Source organism: Luteibacter sp. W1I16 (assembly GCF_050434905.1).
Lineage (GTDB): Bacteria > Pseudomonadota > Gammaproteobacteria > Xanthomonadales > Rhodanobacteraceae > Luteibacter.
Genome location: NZ_JBNDJJ010000001.1, coordinates 2,766,673 through 2,786,840, shown reverse-complemented (window position 1 = coordinate 2,786,840; position 20,168 = coordinate 2,766,673). Strand labels below are relative to the sequence as shown.

The following is a 20,168-nucleotide window of genomic DNA, read 5'->3' as shown; positions in this document are numbered from 1 at the left end:
CTTGAGCGGTCCGGCCGACACCAACGTCCACGACGAACGCCTGCAGGATCTTTTCCGCGACGGCATCGTCGTCGAGGACCTCCCCTCCGTGTTCCCGCTGCTGCGGGGGCGCGGCCTGCTGCGCACGTTCTCCGCGTTATTCCACGGCGGCGAGGCACAGGTGCTGCTGCGCCTGCTGGTGCTGCGTACTCTCGGCGGCCGCTCGCACGCGACGGAATGGACGCCGCAGGAAATCCGCGACCACCTGGCCTTCGTCGATCCGGTGAAACTCGAGACGGTGGTCCAACGGCTCAAGGACCACGACCTGCTGGTCTACGACGGCGAAACCCTTCGTTACCGCGTGGGGCCGCTGGGTCGCAAGGCGCTGGGCGCGATCGCGGCGATGCTGGAGTTCGAGAACGATGACGATGACGGGCTCGGCTACCTCACGGCGCAGCTTGCCGCGGGGCAGGCGATGGGACGCGTGTCGGTCGATGAGCTCGGCCACCTGCTCTCGCGCCTGACCGAACTCAAAGAGGACTTCGACCGCGCGGTGCTGTCCGGCTCCGAACACCGTATCCGTCACGCCGCCGAACGCCTCGATTCGGTGTGGACATGGGTCGAGAAGGGCACTGAAGTGGTCGCGGGCATCACTGAAAAAGACGACCTGGAGCCCGCCCCCCATCGTCTGGCCCAGGCCGTCGGCCGCGCACAGAGCGCCCTGCTGCGCCAGGCGGGCACGTTCCAGCGCGAACTCAACAAGATCGACCAGCACCGCGTGCACCTGGGCCGCACCGGCCTGTCCTCGTCGGACCTGGTCGGCTGGCTGCGCGCGCAGGACATCGACACCCTGGCCGCCTTCGAGGATGGCCAGCTCCTGCTGCCCTTGCCGGCACCCTTCATCCACGACCAGATCGCACTCGACGTCGCCGAGTTCGAATTGCTGGAACGCGAGCGACTGGTGGCCGAGAGCACGGCACTACCGGGTGCGGAAGAACCACCCGATACCGCCGACCTGCCCATGGACGAGGAGGACCTGCGCTTCCTCGACGACTGGCGCGCCGAACTGGCGACGATCGCCGAACCGCGCGAACTCGAAGACACGCTCATCGGCGACGACTATGCCCTCTCGGCTTACCGCCTCTCCTTGCTTGGTCTGCTTGGCGACCCCGAATCGGCGGCGCTGGAAGGCGGCACCGCCGACCTCGCGCGCCTGCCCCTCGCGCTGGAAATCGAGGCGCGATTGATCGAGACCGACCTGCCCCAGATCGCGCTGGTCAGCGCCGGACGCCTGCGTCCGCGCGACGCCGCGAAGGACATCCACGATGCATGACGATACCGCCAGCCTGATCACCCGGCTGCTCGCCCAACGCTGGCTGCCTCGGGACGATGCACAGGCGCGCAAGGCCTTGCTCGACGAGGCCTTCCGTGACGATCTCGACCGCCGCCTGGAGGCGGTCGGCCTCGAATTGCGCGAACATCCCTATGCCGCCTACATCGGCCTCGCCGTGGCGCGGAAAAGCGAGCGCGCCGTTTTCGGCGGCAGCGACAGCTGGATATCGAACACCTTGCAACTCGACCGTGACGGCGTGGCCCTGCTGGTCGTCATCTGGGCGCTGATCGTGCTGCCCAAGCGGCAGCGCCAGGTGGAACGCCAGGACGCCGAAGCCGCGGCGTCGCAAAGCCAGATGTTCGCCGAAGACAAGCCCATCCCGCGCGATCCGGCCGTTTCCCCCGTGATCGCCGAACGCACGCTGCTCGCCGATTTCGGCGACAAGCTCGGCGGCAAGACACGCGTGGGCTTCAACCTGGGCACGCTCAACCGCCTCGGCTTCATCGTGCGCCGCAAGGGCGAGGTCGCCGAAGGCCCCCTGCTCGATCTCGCCTTCGACTACGAACGCACGGCGCGCCGCATCCTCGATGGCGCGCTGGGCGACCTGCTTGCCGGTGCCGCTTCACGCGCCGCCGAGGAGACCACCGATGTTTGATTTTCGCAGCCTCGAAGTGGTGCATTGGGACTACTGGCAGCGTTTCAGCCTGCCGCTCGATACCAACATCGTGACCGTGGTGGGTCCCAACGGCTCAGGCAAGACCACCTTGCTCGACGCCTTGCGCACCCTGCTCACCATCGACTGCGCGGGCAACCGCGATTACAAGAGCTACCTGCGCCACAACGGCAAGCCGTTCGCATGGCTGCGCGCCCGCGTGGGCAATACGCCGGGCCAGAACGGCGAGCGTCCCTTCTTTCCGCTGATGGATCGCGAGGTGACCCTCGCCTGCCGCATCCAGAAGAAGGGCGGCGAGTGGACGCGCCAGTACGCCGTGCTAGGCGGCGACGTGAGCGTGGAAGAGATCGAGGCGCGCGGCGACTTCCTCGGTTTGCGCGAATACCGCGTGCGCCTGGAAGGCGCCGGGCTTTCGCAAGCGATCCGGCGCGTGCTCACCCTGGAGCAAGGCGCGACCGACAAGCTCTGCCAACTTCCACCCAAGGCGCTGCTCGACCTCGTCTTCGACGTGTTCGGCGACAAGGCCGTGCTCGACGACTACCAGCGGGCGCGTAACGAACAGGCCGAGGCGGATCGCGAGCAGCATGGGTTGGAGCACCAGCTCTCGCTCATCGGCGTGAGCTTGCAGGAAGCCGAGGCGCGGGCGCGCTCGTACCAGGAATGGAACGCGCTGAAGAGCGAACGTGTCGAACTTGTCGCCGATATCCTGCCGCGCACGGAACTGGCCGAGCTGAGCGCCGGTATTCGTGGTGCGCGCCCACCACTCACCGGCGTGAAACGCCGCGTCGCGGAACTCGAACGGCGTGATGTGGAACTGACCCGCCAACTGGTTGAACTCGACGCCACCGGTGAAGCATTGCGAGCCGAGCAGCACGAGGCCGACCTCGCACGCCAGCAGACCCAAAAGAGCCTCGATGCGGCTCGCGCCGAACTCGCCCAGAACGACCTGCTGATCAAGCAGGAGACGCGGCTGCGCGAGATGGTCGCCGCCCAGGGCGGTGCCGACCACGAACGGCTGGCCGACGTCGCGCGCGACGCGCGAGCACGCGTCAACATGCTGCAAGCCGAGGAAACCCGCTTGCGCCAGGACCTGGCGACCCTGACGACGCAACTCTCGGCCTGGCGTAGCGGCAGGCGTTACACGCCGGATTTCGAAGCGTCGTTCCGCCGCGCGCTCGACGAGGCCGGCGTCCGTCACAGCATGCTCAGCGAGATCGTCGAGATCGTCGAGCCACGCTGGCAACCGGCCGTGGAGGCCGTGCTCGCCGGTTATCGGCACGTGGTCCTGCTGGACGATCCGCGCGATCGCGAGAAGGCGTGGAAGCTGGGCGAGCAGCATCGTTACAAGCATTTCGTCGTGGCCGACCGTGCGCCTGCCAGCGCCGCGAAGCCTGGCTCGCTGCTGGAAGTGGTCGAGTTCTCGGCCGCGGCGCCGGACTGGCTGCTGCGCAACCTCGATCGTATCCGCCGCGTGGAGGATGTCGCGGACGGGGCACGCGTCGCCAAGGACCAGGACTGGATCACGCCGCAAGGCTATTTCCGCGAACGCCGCGGCGGACGGCATCTCGGCGTCGACGACATGTACTTCGGCTCCGGCGCGCGCGAACGCCAACTCAGGGACGGCGAAGCCCGGCTGCGCGAGATCGAGGGCCGCCTGCGCGACATCGCCACGGAACGCAAGGACACCCTCGCACGCGCGAGCGATGCCGAAGCCGTGCTGCGTGGCGCGAGCGCGAGCAGCCAGCTCGCCGACCGCGCCGACGAATTCGCCGAGGCGCGCGAGCAACAGGCACGCCTGCGTGAAGACGTGCAGCGCACGGCCGACAGCCATGTCGCCGCAGAAACCCATTACGAGGCCGTACGCGAGAAGCGTCTGAAGACATCGAACGCGCGCGATAACGCCGCACGCGAGCAGCGCTCGATCCAGAACCAGCTCGCCGACGCGGTGCGCCAGCATCATCAGTTGCGTGGCGAGCAGGTCGACCGACTCAAGGCGTTCCGGTCGAAGCGTGCCCATGTGGCGCTCGTCCATCGCACACGCGCCGCCATGGCGGCGCTCCGCGAACGCTATGAATCGCCGTCCGCCGTGCGCCGGGAAATCGACCGCATCGAGCGCCGTCTCGAAGAAGGCCATTGGGAGCAGGACCCGAGCGTTCTCGCCCTGCGCGAGAAATTCTGGGCCGACCACGAAGGCCTGAAGCAGGATCTGGAGAAGCGCCGCGTGCATCTCGAACGCGCGTCGCGGATCACGCACGAAGCACGCGGCGCGTATATCCAGGTGCTGCGCAACACCGTCCGCCGCTACGCGAAGAACCTCAAGGTGCTGGCGGAACTGGCGGGCATCGGTGTCGACGTCGACCTTCCGGAGTTGAGCAACGACGACCTCGCCCTCGCCTCGGCCGCCCTGCACGTACGCTTCGAGTTCGACAAGAAGGGCTGGATCGGCATGGACGACGGCGAAGCCTCCGGCGGCCAGCAGGTCATGAAGTCGCTGTTGCTGCTGGTAGCGCTGATGCGCGATGAGGATCGCCCCGGCGGCTTCGTCTTCATCGACGAGCCTTTCGCCCACCTCGACATCTTCAACATCGACAAGGTGGGTGCCTTCCTCAAGAGCACGCGTGCGCAGTACATCCTGACCACACCGGCCACGCACAACGTCAACGTGTTCCAGCCATCGGAACTGACCCTGGTCACCAGCAAACGCCGCCCCGGCGCCACCTGGGCGCAACCGTTAGCGGTACTACGCAGACGCTCGAACGCGGCATAACCATGCCGAGAATTGGCACATGCCTTGTGGGAGCCCGTATCCGCTGCCTGGTGGGAGCCGACCTTGTCGGCGATCCCGCCGCAGCGGGCCAGGTTTAGTCGAGCACCCATCGCCGACAAGGTCGGCTCCCACAACAGCTGCCAGTACAACCGGCCTGCTATACGGTCAGTACAACCCCGTCTCGCCCGGAATAGGATTGTCCTCGCCCGACCCATCCAGCGCATCGCCGCTGCTGTTCGTCGGCCGCTGCCTCGTCGGATCGTGTTCGTCGTGCTCATCGACCTGCCGTGCGTGTCGGCGTGCCAGGAGGTACGCCGTCGCCAGCGCGCCGAGGCTGGCGCCGATGGCGATGCTCAAGCCCATGTTGCGGCGGACACCGCGTCCGGCGACGCCCATGGCCTGACTCGCCAGGGCGCCGGCTTGCCCGGCGTATTCGCGGGCAGCGCCGAGTGCTTCGCGGGGATGATGACCGGTGACGGCGCCAGCGACACGATGCGCACGGCCAAGGACTTCTTCGCCGATGCTCTTGCTGCGGAACAGGGTCATGGTGTTCTCCTCCTTTCGAAGGGCCTACCGTGACGCGTCAGGCGTGATGGGAACGCAGTGCGTTTGTAAGCCGCCGATGATGGTTCACTGGCGGCTCACGGCTGTCACGACAGGCTATTCAGCCATGCATCGTCCGACCCTTCCTCGACACCCTCGAAGAGGAAGGTGGAAAGGTAACGCTCGCCGGTATCCGGCAGCATGGCGAGGATGACGCTGCCCTCTTCCGCGCCTTCCGCATGTTTCAAAGCCGCGGCCACCGTGGCGCCGGCGGATACGCCGACGAAGATGCCCTCCTCCTGGGCGAGCCGCCGCGCGGTATCGCGCGCCAGCACCTCGTCCACGGGCAGGTTCACGTCGAAGATCTTCCGGTTGAGCACCTCGGGCACGAAGTCCGGTGTCCAGCCCTGGATCTTGTGCGGCGACCACGGCTTGTCGGCGAGGAGCGGCGCGGCGGCGGGTTCGGACACGACGATCTTCACCTCGGGACGGGCGACCTTCAGCACCTCGCCCACGCCCGTGAGCGTGCCACCCGTACCCCAACCCGTCACGAAGGCATCCAGCCGGCGGCCGGCGAAATCCTGGAGGATCTCCGCTGCCGTCGTGTTGCGGTGGTAGGCCGGGTTGGCCGGATTCTGGAACTGCCGCGGCAGGAACCAGCCATGCTTCGCGGCCAGTTCCTCCGCACGTTTCACCATGCCGCTGCCGCGCTCGGCGGCGGGCGTGAGGATCACCCTGGCGCCGTAGGCCCGCATCAGCTTCCGGCGCTCCACCGAAAAGCTGTCCGCCATGGTCGCGACGAATTTGTAACCCTTGGCCGCGCAGACCATCGCCAACGCGACGCCTGTATTACCGGAGGTCGCCTCGACGACGGTGTCGCCGGGTTTCAGCAAGCCCTTCCGCTCGGCGTCGAGGATTACGGCGATCGCGAGGCGATCCTTCACCGAACCGCCCGGATTGAACGATTCCACCTTCGCGTAAAGGGTCACATGGGACGGGGCCACGCGATGCAGGCGCACGATGGGCGTGCGGCCGATGGTGTCCAGGATGCTGTCGTGGATCATGGGCGACTCCCTTGGCGAAAGGTGCAAGGGCTCAAAGGTACTCCCGTTTCCCACGGGGCGACAAACGGCTGGGGATCGAGCAGACTGCCGGCCCATGAATCGACGTCCCTATGGCTTGCTGGCCACCCTGCTCCTGATCGCTCCGGCTTCCGGCCAGGACTTTCCGCGGACGCCCGCGGAGTACCTTCGTCGCATGGATGGCAATGGCGACGGCCGGATCGACGAGGCGGAATACGTCCGCTACATGAGCCAGGGCTTCCTGCGCATGGACGTCGATGGTGACGGCGTGCTCGATGCCAACGATGGTCCGATGCGTCCCGGTGCGAAGCCGGTGCGCCTGGACGAGTTCCAGCGCAACCTCATTCATCAGTTCCACAAGCTGGATCGGAACGGGGATGGGGTGTTGGATGCGAAGGAGCTTTCGCAGCCGCCGCGGTAGGAGCATCGCCGACAGGGTCGGCTCCCACCACAACACCGGCTCCCATCAGGGTCGTCTTCCGCTACCCTCTGGCGAACCTGGGGAGGGTGGATGAATACGACCGAATTGTTCCTGATCGCGATGACGATCATTCTTGGCGTGCCGTATCTGGTCTGGCGCGTTTTCCGTACCGACTACTGGGCGCCGCTCGTGGTGGTGCAGATCATCACCGGCATCCTGTTGGGGCCGGGGGTGCTTGGCAAGATCTTTCCGGAGTATTACGGGACGGTATTCGCACCGCCGGTCATCGGCGCGCTGAACGGCATCGCCTGGTGGGCGGTGATGGTGTTCGTCTGGATCGCCGGGATCGAACTGGACCTTCGCGTGGTCTGGAAGCAGCGCCGGGAATGTGGCACGACGGCGGGGCTCGCACTGGTTGGACCGCTTGTCGCCGGTTGCCTGGCTGCGCTGGCGATGCTGGCCTGGCGCGACGGCTGGATGGGCGAAGCGGCGGCCACCTGGCAGTTCGTGCTCGGCGTGGGCATGGCCTGCGCCGTGACCGCCCTGCCTATCCTTATCCTGTTACTCGAGAAGCTGGATATCCTGCGCCGGCCGATCGGCATGCGGGTGCTGCGGTACGCCAGCCTCGACGATCTGGCGATATGGGGCGTGCTCGCGATCATCCTGCTCGACTGGAAGCGCGTCGGATACCAGGCCGCGTTCCTCGCCGGCTTCGCCGTGGCGGCATGGCTGTTCCGCCAGCTGATGGCACGTCTACAGGAAAGCGACCGCTGGTACGTCGGTCTGATATGGCTGGCCGCCTGCGGGTATGGCGCCGACTGGTGCGGCCTGCACTACATGGTGGGCGCTTTCCTCGCCGGCGCCATCATCGACCGCGACTGGTTCACGCTCGATCACCTGGACAAGCTTCGCCATCACGTGTTGCTGGTGGTGATGCCGGTGTTCTTCCTCTCCACCGGCCTGCGCACGAACTGGTCGGTCGGTGGCACGGCGGTGTTCATCGCCGCGGCGTTGCTGCTCGTGGCGTCCGTGGCGGGCAAGCTCGCCGGCGTGGGACTGGCGGGCAAGCTGCTCGGCTGGGCACGCGGCGATGCGTGGACGATCGGCTGGCTGTTGCAGACCAAGGCGCTGATCATGATCATCTTCGTCAACATCCTGCTCGACCGCCATGTCATCACCAGCGAGACGTTCACCGCGTTGCTGCTCATGGCGGTGGCGAGCACGATGCTGACGGTGCCGATCGTGGCGCCGCGGCTGAAGCGACTCCTGGACTGACCACGGACACCATGGAAACGAACACCCACACACCCGTGCGGCGCGCCGCCGTGGTCTTCATCTTCATCACGGTGCTGATCGACATCCTGGCGTTCGGCATCATCATTCCGGTGTTGCCGCACCTGATCGAGCAGATGACCGGCAACACCGTGTCGAACGCGGCATGGTGGGTGGGTGTGTTCGGTACGGTGTTCGCCATCGTGCAGTTCATTTCCTCACCGATCCAGGGCGCGTTGTCGGACCGGTTCGGACGGCGGCCGGTGGTGTTGCTGTCGAACCTCGGCCTGGGGCTGGACTTCGTCTTCATGGCGATCGCGCCTTCGCTATGGCTGCTGTTCGTCGGGCGCGTCATCTCCGGTATCACCGCGGCGAGTTTCACCACCGCCAACGCCTACATCGCCGACGTGACCCCGCCGGAGAAACGCGCCGCCGCGTTCGGCATGCTCGGTGGCGCCTTCGGCATCGGCTTCATCGTCGGTCCGGCGCTCGGCGGCTTCCTCGGCGGCATCGACCTGCGCCTGCCGTTCTGGGTGGCGGCCGGGTTGGCACTGACGAACTTCCTGTATGGCTTCTTCATCCTTCCCGAATCGCTGCCGCCGGAGAAGCGGGCGGCGCGCTTCGAGCCGCATACCGCCCACCCGTTCGGCGCGCTGAAGATGCTGCGCCGCCATCGCGAAGTGTTCGGCCTTTCGGTCGTGATGTTCCTGTTCTACCTCGCCCATTATGTGTTGCAGACGGTGTTCGTCCTCTACGCGGACTACCGCTACGGTTGGGGGCCGCAACAGGTGGGCTATGTCCTGGCCCTGGTCGGCGCCTGCGATGGCACGGTGCAGGCCTTCCTCACCGGGCGTCTCGCGGCCCGCTTCGGCGAACGGCGCGTGCTGCTGGCCGGCATGGCCTTCGGCACGGCGGCGTTCGCGGTGATGGGACTGGCGCCGGTCGGCTGGGCCTTCCTGGTCGGCATCCCGTTGATGTCGCTGTGGGGCCTGGCCGGGCCACCGATCCAGTCGATCATGACGCGGCACGTGGAGCCGGACGAACAGGGCCGCCTCCAGGGCGCCGTCACCAGCCTGGGCAGCTTCGCAGGAATTTTCGGTCCCTACCTGTTCGCGCAGATCTTCGCGTTCTGGATCTCGCCCACCCGCACCGTCCACCTGCCGGGCTTCCCCTTCCTGGTGGCCGCGGCCCTCGTGGCGTTCGGCATCGTGGTCGCGGCACGGGCGACCCGGGGCGAGCCGGAGCCTGCCCTGACAGGGAAAAACGTGAGCTAATTCGCAAACTTCGTCGTATTATGTGAACCAAATCGGCAAATAACGCGACGGTTGGGACGTGCGTTTGGACAACCAGCTCTGGGAAAGCAAGTATCACGAAGCCGTCGAGCGGTTGACCCGTGAAGAGGCGCAGTGGCGCATCGCGGAATCGCTCCTGCGCCAGCTCGTCGGCTGCCTCGGCCGTGTCGCCCATGGCGCGCACGACCAGGTCGATCCGCATATCGAGCGCCTGTCCGCGGCCTTGAGCGGGCCGATGGAGCCGCTCGCGCTGGAACCACTGGTCAGCGGCCTCGCCGACGCGATCGACGGCCTCGGCGCTCGCCCGCGTGGCGTGAACGACGAACGATCCATTCCCATCACGCGTCCCCAGCGTACCGAGCATGGCTCTTCCGTGCAGTCGTCGTTGAGCCGCCTGGTCGACCGGATCGTCATCCTGCCGCGTCTCGCCGATCGCGCGAACGATCTTCGCCACGACGTGGCGGACGCGGGCGACCTCGTCGCATTGGCCGCCTGCGGCGACCGCCTGGCCGACCTCATCAACGAACAGCGCATCGGTCTGCAACGCGAGATCGACGCCTTGCAAGCCGTGCTCCGCCACGTCACCGGGCGTCTCGACGAGATGAGCCAGTACATGTCTCGCGAACTCGCCGATCAATCCACCGGCGAAGCGAACGGACAAGCCCTGGATGCCTCGGTGGCGCACGAGATGCGCCTGCTGGGCGAGGCCGCGCTCGAGATCGACGACATGCATGAGTTGCGCGAGCGCGTGAACCAGAGCCTCGAGACCATCTCGCTCTGCTTCCGCGATTTCCGCGACCGTGAAGGCATCCGCCTTACCGCGTACCGTGAGCGCGCGGAGCGGATGCGCCTGCGCATCGAGCAACTCGAGACCGAACGCAACACCTTGCAGCGCTCGCTCGAACGCGAGCACGAACTCGCGCAGACCGACACCATGATCGGCATGCCCAACCGCCTCGCTTATGAGAAGCGGATCGAAGCCGCTTACGAGAGCTGGCAGGCCACGATGCGGCCATTGAGCATCGCCGCCATCGACATCGATCACTTCAAGAGCATCAACGATACCTACGGGCATACGGCGGGCGACGCGGTGCTGCGCATCATCGGCCAGGCCTTGCTGAAGCACATCCGCCCGTGCGATTTCGTCGCCCGCTATGGCGGCGAGGAATTCATCGTGATCTTCGATGGCGCCGACGAAGTCGAATCGCTACAGGTATGCGAGCGGTTGCGCGGCAAGATACAGCACCTGGCCTTCCACGCCAGCCGGCAGCCCGTGCGGGTGACCGCCTCGATTGGCCTGACCCAGTTCCAGCCGGGCGACACGCCGCAGTCGGTGTTCGACCGCGCGGATCTCGCGCTGTATACGGCCAAGAACGGCGGCCGCAATCGCTGCGTGGTGGGCTGAAGCTCCCGCCGACGCTCAGGCGGCCACGCCGAAGAGACGCCCCACCGCCGCCGTCAGCGCCATGGCCGCCGCGCCCCAGAAGACGACCCGGATGACGCCGCGACCGATGTTCGCGCCGCCCGTCCAGGCGGATACCGCGCCGAGTATCGCCAGCGCGGCGAGCGACACGGCCACCGTCACCATCGTGACCGCCTCACGCGCCGAGAACGCCGCGGCGAGTATCGGCAGTAACGCGCCGCTGGCGAAGCTCAACGCCGACGCGGCCGCCGCCTGCAACGGCCGCGCCGCCATGGTCACCGACAACCCCAGTTCATCGCGCGCGTGCGCCTCGAGTGCGTCGTGCGCCATCAGTTGCTCCGCCACGCGATCGGCCAGTTCACGATCGAGGCCGCGGCGAACGTAGATCTCGGTCAGTTCCTTGTGCTCGCCGCGGGGGTCCTCGCGCAACTCGCGCGATTCCAGCGCCAGCTCGGCTTTCTCGCTATCGGCCTGCGAGCGCACCGACACGTATTCGCCTGCCGCCATCGACATGGCCCCGGCGACCAGTCCGGCCACGCCGGCGATCATGATGTCGCCGGGCCCGGCCTGGCCCGCGGACGCCACGCCCACGAGCAGGCTGGCCGTGGAGAGGATGCCGTCGTTCGCGCCGAGCACGGCGGCGCGCAGCCAGCCGATGCGATCGATACGATGCCGCTCGCGATGGCGTGTCCGGGAGATCATGTCGCCTCCGTTTCCTGTTTGCGTTCCGCCCGTTCTTCGAGACGCGACACGAGCCAGCCGATGACCAGTGCGCAAAGCGTTCCCAGCACGACCTCGCCCAGGCGGTACAGCGGTACCTCCCAGCGCGGCCCCTGGCTAGGCACGAGCAGCACGATGGCCGTGGTAATGCCACCGATACGCGCGGCCGGGCCCGCGTTCGCCGTCCAGCAGGCCAATGTCACCAGCCCCAACGCCAGTCCGAACGAAAGCATGTCGCCGCTGCCTCCGACCGCCAGTCCCAACAAGCCCGCGATGCCACCGAAGACGGTGCCCAGGCAGCGGTCGCGGCCTGCGCCACGGGTATCCCCGAAGTGCGGCTGGGTGACCGCCACGGCACTGATCGCGGCCCAGAATGCCTGCTCGGTGTGCAGCGCGTTTCCGATGGCATAGGCGACCAGCGCGGAAAGTACCGTCTTGAAGGCCATGAATACCCCGGTCCGCACCTTTCGGCCCAGTGGCAACGAGCGGAACAGCGTGTCCAGCGCCCGCTGCGCGCGGCGCAGGCGAACCATCCGCAAGGCGGCTTCGGTGCGGGAGGGGTGCGCGTCCGGTGGGCTCATGCGCCCATCCTACCCCGGCGGCGTCGACGCGCCGCCAACGACCCCGCACAATACGTGGCCGCGGCCGCCCGGCCGACCTCCACCCCAAGAGCTTACGAACCCATGTCCATCACGATGTACCAGACCTGCGTGCCTGTATTGACCCGCGCCCTGACCAACCTCTCCGGCGTCCTCGCCAAGGGCGCCGCGCACGCGGCCGACCGCAACATCGCGCCCGAGGTGCTGCTCAATACGCGTATCACGCCGGACATGTTCCCGTTGATCCGCCAGGTGCAGATCGCGACGGACATGGCGAAGGGCGCCGTGTACCGTCTGGCTGGCGAAGAGCCGCCGAAGATGGAAGACAACGAGGCGACCTTCGATGACCTGCAGGCCCGCATCGCGAAGGTGATCGGCATGTTGGAATCGTTCAAGCCCGCGCAGTTCGAGGGCAGCGAAGAGCGCGAGATCGTGTTGAAGATGCGCAGCGGCGAAATGCGCACGCGCGGGCAGGACTACCTGCTGAACTTCGTACTGCCGAACGTGTATTTCCACACCACCACGGCCTACGCGATCCTGCGTGGCGTGGGCGTTGTGCTGGGCAAGGCGGATTTCCTCGGCAAGGCGTGATGTCATCGAGGCCGCTGGATTTCTGCCGTATGCGGGAATCCAGCGGCTTCGCACCGCCTGCTACGACTTCAGTTTCCAACCGGTACGGAAGATCCACCACACCACGGCGAGGCAGATCAGCAGGAAGCCCACCGTCATGCCCGCGCTGACCACCACGTTCACGTCCGCCTTGCCGTAGAAGCTCCAGCGGAAGCCGTTGACGAGGTACACGACCGGGTTGAACAGCGTGATCTTCTGCCACACCGGCGGCAGCATCGAGATCGAATAGAAGCTGCCACCGAGGAAGGTCAGCGGCGTGATCACCATCAACGGCACCACCTGCAGCTTCTGGAAGTCGTCGGCCCACAGGCCGATGATGAAGCCGAACAGGCTGAAGGTAACAGCGGTGAGCAGCAGGAAGGCGATCATCCAGAACGGATGCAGGATCTCGTAGTCCACGAACAGTCGTGCCGTCGCGAGAATGAGCAGACCGAGGATGACCGACTTGGTCGCGGCCGCGCCGACGTAGCCGAGCACCACTTCGACGTAGGACACGGGCGCCGAAAGCAGTTCGTAGATGGTGCCCGCCCACTTCGGCATGTAGATGCCGAACGCGGCGTTGGAAATGCTCTCGTTGAGCAACGACAGCATGATCAGGCCGGGAATGATGAAGGCGCCGTAGCTCACGCCGCCCACTTCGCCCATACGCGACCCGATGGCGGCACCGAAGACGACGAAATAGAGCGACGTGGACAGCACCGGCGAGGCGATGCTCTGCATCAGCGTGCGGAAGGTACGGGCCATCTCGAAGCGATAGATGGCGCGGATCGCGTAGACGTTCATGCGCGGGCCCTCACCAGGCTGACGAAGATGTCCTCGAGCGAGCTCTCGCTCGAATGCAGGTCCTTGAAGTCGATGCCGAGTTCGCCGAGCTTGCGCAGCAATTCCGCGATGCCGGTGTCGTTACCTTGCGTATCGAAGGTATAGATCAGGCATCCACCGTCGGCCGACAACTCCAGCGGCCAGTTCGCCAGGCCTTCCGGCACGGCCTGCAACGGCGTCTGCAATTGCAGAGACAGCTGCTTCTTGCCCAGCTTGCGCATCAGCGTGTGCTTCTCTTCCACCAGCACGAGTTCACCGCGGTTGATGACACCGATGCGGTCGGCCATCTCTTCCGCTTCCTCGATGTAATGCGTGGTGAGGATGATGGTGACGCCCGATTCACGCAGGCGGTGGACCATCTGCCACATGTCGTGGCGCAGTTCCACGTCGACGCCCGCCGTGGGCTCGTCGAGGAAGAGCACGCGCGGCTCGTGCGCCAGCGCCTTGGCGATCAGGACGCGCCGCTTCATGCCGCCGGACAAGGTCATGATCTTCGAATCGCGTTTTTCCCACAGGGAAAGTTCGCGCAGGATCTTCTCGAGGTAGTCCGGATTCGCGGGCTTGCCGAAGAGTCCGCGGCTGAATTTCACCGTGGCCCACACCGTCTCGAAGGCGTCGGTGGAGAGTTCCTGCGGCACGAGGCCGATCAGCCCGCGCGATGCGCGGTAGTCGCGGGCGATGTCGTGTCCATCGACGGTCACGCTGCCCTCGCTGGCATTGACGATGCCGCAGACGATGCTGATCAGCGTCGTCTTACCGGCGCCATTCGGGCCGAGCAAGGCGAAGATCTCGCCCCGGCGGATTTCCATATCCACGCGCTTGAGCGCCTGGAAACCGGTCTTGTAGGTCTTGGAGAGGCCGCGTATCGCGACGATGGCGTCGGGCGCGGAGGTGGAGGCATCGAGTGGCGGCATGGGAACCCGCGGGATCGGTGGATAAGGCGGCCGATGGTAGACCCGAACGATCCCCGGTGCGAGGCTTGGTGGACTTGGTGGACTTGGTGGCTTGCTCGGCTTGGTGGGCTTGGTGGGGAGCCGATGCTGTGGTGGGAAGCCGCTTAAGCGGCGATGGGTGCTTGCCTCGACCCGGCCCGCTGCCGCGGGATCGCCGACAGGGTCGGCTCCCACCCGGGCGCCGGGGTTGTCGATACGCTATGGCATCCCCACGTCGATCCGGGTCGACCCTCTCAAGAGATACCACCGCATGAGCATCTCCATCTACGACGCGTCCGCTCCCGTCTTCGTCCGCGGCTTCCGCGTCCTCTCCGACCTTCTTGCCAAAGCGGAGGTGCACGGCGGCGATTCCCTGGTGGAAGCGCGACTCGCCCCGGACATGCTGAATCTCGCTGGCCAGGTCCAGCGCGCCAGCGATACGGCGAAATTCGCCGTATCGCGCCTTGGCGACGTGCAGCCACCGTCGTTCGAGGACAACGAGACCACCATCGCCGACCTGCGCAAGCGTATCGACGCCACGGTGGCCTGGATCGAGTCGGTGGACCGCGCGGCGCTGGAGGCCGGCGCCACGCGCGAGATCTCGCGCAAGTTCAAGGACACCGAGCACAACTTCACCGGCGCGTCGTACCTGCTGACCTTCGCCATTCCCAATTTCTTCTTCCACGTCACCACCGCGTACGACATCCTCCGCCACAACGGTGTCGGCGTCGGCAAGCTCGACTACCTGGGTTTCGGCGGGTAATCGATGGCCGATCCGCAGGCTGGCGCATGACGCACGCCCTCGTACGCTGCCCGTGGGGTGACGCGGACGACCTCATGCGTGAGTACCACGACCGCGAGTGGGGCGTGCCCGAGCGCGACAGCCGCAAGCTCTGGGAGAAGCTGATCCTCGACGGCTTCCAGGCGGGACTCTCGTGGCGGACGATCCTCGCCCGCCGCGAAGGTTTCCGGCGGGCGTTCGAGGGATTCGATCCGGAGCGGGTCGCCGCCTATGGCGCACGGGATGTCGAACGCCTCCTGGCCGACGCCGCCATCATCCGATCCCGCAGCAAGATCGAGGCGGCGATTCGCAATGCCGGGGCCTATCTGGCGATGCGCGATGCCGGTGAAGACTTCGCCCGCTTCGCCTGGGGTTTCGTCGACGGCGAACCGATCGTCTGGGAGGGCCCGGTGCCGCCGAACAGTGCCTTGTCCGCGCAGGTGTCCAAGGCCTTGCGCGCCCGCGGCTTCACCTTCGTCGGGCCCACCATCGTCTTCGCCTGGATGGAGGCCACCGGCCTCATCAACAGCCATGCCCCGGACTGCTTCCGGCGCGGGGAAATATCCCCGCAGCCCGCGCGCCCCAAGGGTTAACGGGTTTTTTAGCCGATTCGGCGTAGCGTGGATCACGAGGCCGCAGCAGCGGCCTCGTCCGTCTGGTACACCCACCATCGAGAGGGTCCCATGGCTTCCAGTTCCGCCCAACTGTTCATTCCTTACAGCGAATCGACACAGGGACCGTGGATCGTGCGCCGTGCCTCGCTCCCCCTCGGCCGGTATGACTCGCAGGCGGCGGCGATCGCCGCCGCCGAAGCACTCGCCCCCGGCCTGTCCGACAGCCTCGGCCGTCCCGTCGAAATTCACGTGCAGCAGGCCGACGGAACGTGGGAAGAACATACCTTCGTCGTGGCCGGACTCGTTCCCGGACCTTCCACGCCATCCACCGGAATGAACCGGCACGCCTGAGCCTCGTGGGCTGAGACGACGATAGGGTAACCTTGCAAGGTTGCCCTGCCCGTTTTCATGCCTGCCCCATGCTCACCGACGACACCAAAGCCGCGATCCGCGCCGCCTATGCGCGGCTGAAGGACGGCCTTGCGGGGTTCCGTGGGCGTACCTCGCAGTTGAAGATGATCGCCGAGGTGGCCAAGGCACTGGCCGAGCCCGCGGGGGCCGCCGTGATCGAGGCGCCGACCGGCACGGGCAAATCGATGGCTTACCTGATCGCCGGGCTCGAAGTGGCCCGCGCGCAGAAGAAGAAGCTGGTGATCGCCACCGCCACGGTGGCGCTGCAGGAACAGCTCGTCCAGCGCGACATCCCGCAATACCTCACCCTGTGCGGCGTGGAGGCCAAGGTGGCGTTGGCCAAGGGGCGCGGCCGCTATCTCTGCCCACGCAACCTGCGCGCGGCCGGCGCGGAGCCCTCGGCACAGGGCGGCTTCGAGTTCGACGCCGATCTGGCGTTGTGGTCGCGCCCGCCCGCCGAGCGGGACACCAAGGCCGTCGAGAAACTCGGCAAGGCGTTCGAATCGCGCGAGTGGAACGGCGACATCGACACCAGCCCCGAGCCGCTGTCCGACCTCGTCCGCGGCATGATCACCACCAGCGCCGGCGGCTGCACGGGCCGCAAGTGCGGCGCCTTCGCCGTGTGCCCCTTCTTCCTCGCCCGCCGCGCCATCGGCGAAGCCGACATCGTGGTGGCTAACCAGGACCTCGTGCTGGCCGACCTCACCATGCCGCGCGACGAGGACACCTTCGGCGGCGTAATCCTGCCCAAGCCGGAAGACACGCTGTACATCTTCGACGAAGCGCACCACGTGCCTGCCAAGGCGATCGACCGTGGCGCCGCCGACGTGCACCTCGCCACCGCCGTACGCCGGATCGGGCGCCTGCAAAACCAAATCCATGGCGCCTATTCGCTCACCGACAAGGAAAGCATCGGTAACCTCACCCTGGAAGCGGGCGACGAGAAGCTGCTGGCAATGTCAAACGCGCTGGAAGAGATCGAGCGCGAGATCCGCCTCTCGTGGACGCCCTCGTCGAGCGAGACCGAGCCCGTGTTCCGCGCGTCGCTCGGCCAGCTTCCTGAAAACTGGAAGATGCATGCCGAGCACCTGCACCTCATCACCAAGGACATCCAGCGCTGGTTGCGTACCGTGCGCCGCACCGTGGTGGAAATGGAAGCGGGCGGCCCGACGCAGGAAGCCTTGTCGCGGGAACTCGGCGTGGCGCTGGAGCGTCTGGATCGCCAGGTGCGCACCTGGTACGCCTGGTCCACCGACGACCGCGAGAACAGCCCGCCGCTGGCCCGCTGGGTCAGCATGACACCGGAACAGCAACTGGTCTGCCATGCCTCCGCCGTCTCGGCGGGTGGGCTGTTGCGCAGCGTGCTCTGGGACAACGCGTCCGCGGTGGTGATGACCTCGGCCACGCTCAGTGCCGGAGGCAACTTCCGTGGCTTCGCGGATTCGGTGGGCCTGCCCAACGAAGCCCTCACGCTCAGCCTGCCATCGCCGTTCGATCTGGAGAAGCAGGCCCGGCTCGAAGTACCCGCGTTGAAGACCTTGCCGGACGATCGCGAAGGCCATGCACGCGAAGTGTCCGAGTGGCTGGCCAAGCACCTCGACTGGAATGCGGGCAACCTCGTACTGTTCACATCGCGTGCGAAGCTCGACCGCGTGTTGCAGATCCTGCCGATCGAGTTCGTGCGCAAGGTGCGAGCGCAGGGTTCGCTGTCGAAGTCGCAACTCATCGCCGAGCATTGCGAAGACATCGACGCAGGGAAGGGCAGCACCCTGTTCGGGCTCGCTTCGTTCGGCGAAGGCCTCGACTTGCCGGGCAAGCTCTGCGAGACCGTCGTCGTCACCCAATTGCCATTCGCCGTGCCGACGGACCCCGTCGGCGCCACGTATGCGGAATGGCTGGAATCGCGTGGCCGCAATCCCTTCATCGAAGTGAGCGTGCCGGATGCCACGCGCCTGCTCACGCAGTACTGCGGCCGGCTCATCCGTACCGAAACCGATACGGGCCGCATCGTGCTGCTGGACCGCCGTGTCATCACGAAACGCTATGGCACGGGCATGCTCCGCGCGCTGCCACCCTTCGCCCGCGAGATCGAGCGTGTCGCATGACTGTCCTTCGCTTCGGCGACCTCAAAGCGGTGCCGTGGAAGAACGGGCTCGGTGTCACGCGTGAGATCGCCGTTGAGCCAGCCGGCGCGACGATGGAGGATTTCCTCTGGCGCGTCAGCATCGCGGATGTCGATACGGCTTCGCCGTTCTCCACGTTTCCGGGCATCGACCGCACCATCGTGCTGCTGGAGGGCGATGGCTTCACGATGACGCTGGATGGGGAGCGCGAGCATGCGTTGACCGTTCCGCTCTCGCCCTTCGACTTTCCGGGCGAAGCTCGCGTGGACGTGACGCTAGCCGGTGGCGCGACGCGCGACTTCAACCTCATGGTGCGACGTGGCATGCGGCGTGGACGTGTCGATGTCGTGCATGGGCCCGTTGCTGCGACGTTGGCGAAGGACGTCGTGCTTCTTCACGTCGCCCACAGTGAGGCGTATGTCGATGGGCAGGCCTGTCGTCAGGGTGATTCGGTCGTTTGTTGGCAGGGTGACTCGGCTGAAGCGCCCCGCCATCTCGATTTACCGTACGGCGCCACGGCGCTGGTCGTCGTGATCAGCGAGGCCTGACGCTCCTGCCGAAGTGCTATCGCCGACAAGGTCGGCTCCCACCAAGCAGATTGCGGCTAACGATCAGGTTTCGGCGTACTGGTGGGAGCCGACCCTGTCGGCGATGCTCTTCCCGCCTAAAACCATCGACGCCCGAACCACCTCACGCGGCACTATCCACCACGTCGCCCTCGCCGCTCGACGCACTACCACCGTCCGCCGAAGCCCGCGTCCAAAGATCCACCGACGTCAGCTGGAACGCCACCGGCGGCACGGCACGCTGCCAATACTCGATCCCTGGAAAATAAAGTCGCAGGTCGTCGACCAACGTGGCGAAGCCCTTCTCCAATTCCGACACGGCAAGCGTTTCTTCCCCTTCGACATGGAAGAACAGGAATACCGTGTCGTACGCGGCATCGTCACGATTACCCGCTTCCACGCGCACGACGCGATCGATCGACACCTCCCGCATCCGCAGTCGTCCGGGACACGTGACGATAGCGCCCGCGTCGCGATCGAAGCGGACCGCCACCCGGGAGACAAAACGCTCCCGCAACCGCCTCAGCAGCGGTCTGCGGACGAGAGGTGGATTCCTGTCCATGCGATGGCATGCCCCGGCACAGCGTGGTTCAAACGACGTTCACTCCCCGTGGGCATCGTAGGGGGTCGTCCCGAAGGAATCCAGCCATGCGCACCGCACTCGTCGCCCTCATCGGCTCGATGGCCACGCCCACCGTCGTCGCGACCACCCCGGTTAACGCCGTCCCCCACCTGGATGTCGCCCGCTACGCTGGCACATGGCACGAGATCGCACGCTTGCCGATGTACTTCCAGCGCAAGTGCGCAGGTCCCGTTACCGCGCGCTATGCGCCCCAGCCCGACGGCACCGTTGCAGTGCACAACGAATGCGTCACCGCCGAAGGCACGATCATCGCCATCGACGGCGTGGCCCGCCGGCCGGAACCCTTCGCCCAGGGCAAGCTGGAAGTGCGCTTCGCGCCAAAATGGTTATCGTGGCTACCGCTGGTCTGGGCGGACTATTGGGTAGTGGCGCTGGACGACGACTACCAGTGGGCCATGGTCGGGCAGCCGGGGCGGAAGTATCTCTGGATCCTGTCGCGGCAGCCCTCGCTGGATCGGAAGACGTTCGAGATGTTGAAGGCGCGAGCCGTGGCGATGGGGTATGACTTGTCGGGGTTGATCATGTCTGGCGATGTTATCTAG

The 20,168-nt window shown here is 66.3% G+C and carries 21 protein-coding genes; 14 read left to right on the top strand and 7 right to left on the bottom strand.

The window, feature by feature from the left end; translation table 11 throughout:
• The first annotated feature begins 1 nt into the window (after position 1).
• From QFZ41_RS12270 to QFZ41_RS12260, 3 genes are read left to right on the top strand one after another with little or no spacing between them, the layout of a single operon-like run.
• Entirely contained in the window at positions 2 to 1,312 is a 1,311-nt protein-coding gene (locus QFZ41_RS12270; RefSeq protein ID WP_429199034.1) for a hypothetical protein, read from the top strand.
• Positions 1,305 to 1,967 carry a hypothetical protein gene (locus QFZ41_RS12265; protein WP_429199033.1) on the top strand — a complete coding sequence of 221 codons (663 nt, stop codon included), beginning with the start codon at positions 1,305 to 1,307 and terminating at the stop codon, positions 1,965 to 1,967. The genes QFZ41_RS12270 and QFZ41_RS12265 overlap by 8 nt, the downstream gene beginning before the upstream one ends.
• On the top strand, positions 1,960 to 4,752 hold the full coding sequence (locus QFZ41_RS12260) for an AAA family ATPase (protein ID WP_429199032.1): 2,793 nt from the start codon (positions 1,960 to 1,962) through the stop codon (positions 4,750 to 4,752). Before QFZ41_RS12265 ends, QFZ41_RS12260 begins: the two co-directional genes overlap by 8 nt.
• A gap of 165 nt (positions 4,753 to 4,917) precedes the next feature.
• On the opposite strand, the gene QFZ41_RS12255 is transcribed toward QFZ41_RS12260, so the two are convergent.
• Positions 4,918 to 5,298: a hypothetical protein gene (locus tag QFZ41_RS12255; protein WP_429199031.1), complete on the bottom strand. Its 381-nt coding sequence runs from the start codon at positions 5,296 to 5,298 to the stop codon at positions 4,918 to 4,920.
• 104 nt (positions 5,299 to 5,402) lie between these two features.
• Positions 5,403 to 6,359 carry a cysteine synthase A gene (gene cysK, locus QFZ41_RS12250; RefSeq protein ID WP_429199030.1) on the bottom strand — a complete coding sequence of 319 codons (957 nt, stop codon included), beginning with the start codon at positions 6,357 to 6,359 and terminating at the stop codon, positions 5,403 to 5,405.
• 94 nt (positions 6,360 to 6,453) lie between these two features.
• On the opposite strand from cysK, the gene QFZ41_RS12245 reads away from it, so the two are divergent.
• The 4 genes from QFZ41_RS12245 to QFZ41_RS12230 all read left to right on the top strand — a co-directional run bounded on the left by QFZ41_RS12245 (position 6,454) and on the right by QFZ41_RS12230 (position 10,767).
• On the top strand, positions 6,454 to 6,798 hold the full coding sequence (locus tag QFZ41_RS12245; protein WP_429199029.1) for an EF-hand domain-containing protein: 345 nt from the start codon (positions 6,454 to 6,456) through the stop codon (positions 6,796 to 6,798).
• Positions 6,799 to 6,888: 90 nt separating this feature from the next.
• Positions 6,889 to 8,073 (top strand): cation:proton antiporter, encoded by a 1,185-nt coding sequence (locus tag QFZ41_RS12240; protein ID WP_429199028.1) that lies wholly within the window; start codon positions 6,889 to 6,891, stop codon positions 8,071 to 8,073.
• 11 nt (positions 8,074 to 8,084) lie between these two features.
• Positions 8,085 to 9,344: a TCR/Tet family MFS transporter gene (locus QFZ41_RS12235; RefSeq protein WP_429199027.1), complete on the top strand. Its 1,260-nt coding sequence runs from the start codon at positions 8,085 to 8,087 to the stop codon at positions 9,342 to 9,344.
• Positions 9,345 to 9,402: 58 nt separating this feature from the next.
• The gene (locus QFZ41_RS12230) at positions 9,403 to 10,767 is read left to right on the top strand and encodes a GGDEF domain-containing protein (RefSeq protein WP_429199026.1); all 1,365 of its coding nucleotides are present in this window, start codon (positions 9,403 to 9,405) and stop codon (positions 10,765 to 10,767) included.
• Between the two features lie 15 nt (positions 10,768 to 10,782).
• On the opposite strand, the gene QFZ41_RS12225 is transcribed toward QFZ41_RS12230, so the two are convergent.
• Positions 10,783 to 11,487, bottom strand: coding sequence for a VIT1/CCC1 transporter family protein (locus QFZ41_RS12225; RefSeq protein WP_429199025.1), 705 nt, complete (start codon positions 11,485 to 11,487; stop codon positions 10,783 to 10,785).
• Positions 11,484 to 12,086, bottom strand: a complete 603-nt coding sequence (locus tag QFZ41_RS12220) for an FUSC family protein (RefSeq protein WP_429199024.1) — start codon at positions 12,084 to 12,086, stop codon at positions 11,484 to 11,486. The genes QFZ41_RS12225 and QFZ41_RS12220 overlap by 4 nt, the downstream gene beginning before the upstream one ends.
• Positions 12,087 to 12,188: 102 nt before the next feature.
• Between QFZ41_RS12220 and QFZ41_RS12215 the strand changes: the two genes are divergently transcribed.
• The gene (locus tag QFZ41_RS12215; protein ID WP_429199023.1) at positions 12,189 to 12,695 is read left to right on the top strand and encodes a DUF1993 domain-containing protein; all 507 of its coding nucleotides are present in this window, start codon (positions 12,189 to 12,191) and stop codon (positions 12,693 to 12,695) included.
• Between the two features lie 60 nt (positions 12,696 to 12,755).
• On the opposite strand, the gene QFZ41_RS12210 is transcribed toward QFZ41_RS12215, so the two are convergent.
• Together QFZ41_RS12210 and QFZ41_RS12205 are read right to left on the bottom strand one after the other, a co-directional pair.
• Entirely contained in the window at positions 12,756 to 13,517 is a 762-nt protein-coding gene (locus tag QFZ41_RS12210) for an ABC transporter permease (RefSeq protein WP_429199022.1), read from the bottom strand.
• The gene (locus tag QFZ41_RS12205) at positions 13,514 to 14,470 is read right to left on the bottom strand and encodes an ABC transporter ATP-binding protein (RefSeq protein WP_429199021.1); all 957 of its coding nucleotides are present in this window, start codon (positions 14,468 to 14,470) and stop codon (positions 13,514 to 13,516) included. Before QFZ41_RS12205 ends, QFZ41_RS12210 begins: the two co-directional genes overlap by 4 nt.
• Before the next feature lie 289 nt (positions 14,471 to 14,759).
• Here QFZ41_RS12205 and QFZ41_RS12200 point away from each other — a divergent pair, with 289 nt between their 5' ends.
• The 5 genes from QFZ41_RS12200 (at position 14,760) to QFZ41_RS12180 (ending at position 18,965) form a co-directional block, all read left to right on the top strand.
• Complete coding sequence (locus tag QFZ41_RS12200) at positions 14,760 to 15,251, top strand: DUF1993 domain-containing protein (RefSeq protein WP_429199020.1); 492 nt, start codon at positions 14,760 to 14,762, stop codon at positions 15,249 to 15,251.
• A 26-nt stretch (positions 15,252 to 15,277) separates the two neighbouring features.
• Complete coding sequence (locus QFZ41_RS12195) at positions 15,278 to 15,862, top strand: DNA-3-methyladenine glycosylase I (protein ID WP_429199019.1); 585 nt, start codon at positions 15,278 to 15,280, stop codon at positions 15,860 to 15,862.
• 90 nt (positions 15,863 to 15,952) lie between these two features.
• A complete protein-coding gene (locus QFZ41_RS12190; protein ID WP_429199018.1) occupies positions 15,953 to 16,234 on the top strand; it encodes a DUF2188 domain-containing protein in 282 nt (93 codons plus the stop codon).
• 68 nt (positions 16,235 to 16,302) lie between these two features.
• Positions 16,303 to 18,399, top strand: coding sequence for an ATP-dependent DNA helicase DinG (gene dinG, locus QFZ41_RS12185; protein WP_429199017.1), 2,097 nt, complete (start codon positions 16,303 to 16,305; stop codon positions 18,397 to 18,399).
• Entirely contained in the window at positions 18,396 to 18,965 is a 570-nt protein-coding gene (locus QFZ41_RS12180; RefSeq protein ID WP_429199016.1) for a HutD/Ves family protein, read from the top strand. Before dinG ends, QFZ41_RS12180 begins: the two co-directional genes overlap by 4 nt.
• Positions 18,966 to 19,107: 142 nt before the next feature.
• On the opposite strand, the gene QFZ41_RS12175 is transcribed toward QFZ41_RS12180, so the two are convergent.
• A complete protein-coding gene (locus QFZ41_RS12175; RefSeq protein ID WP_429199015.1) occupies positions 19,108 to 19,407 on the bottom strand; it encodes a hypothetical protein in 300 nt (99 codons plus the stop codon).
• A 224-nt stretch (positions 19,408 to 19,631) separates the two neighbouring features.
• On the opposite strand from QFZ41_RS12175, the gene QFZ41_RS12170 reads away from it, so the two are divergent.
• The gene (locus QFZ41_RS12170) at positions 19,632 to 20,168 is read left to right on the top strand and encodes a lipocalin family protein (protein ID WP_429199014.1); all 537 of its coding nucleotides are present in this window, start codon (positions 19,632 to 19,634) and stop codon (positions 20,166 to 20,168) included.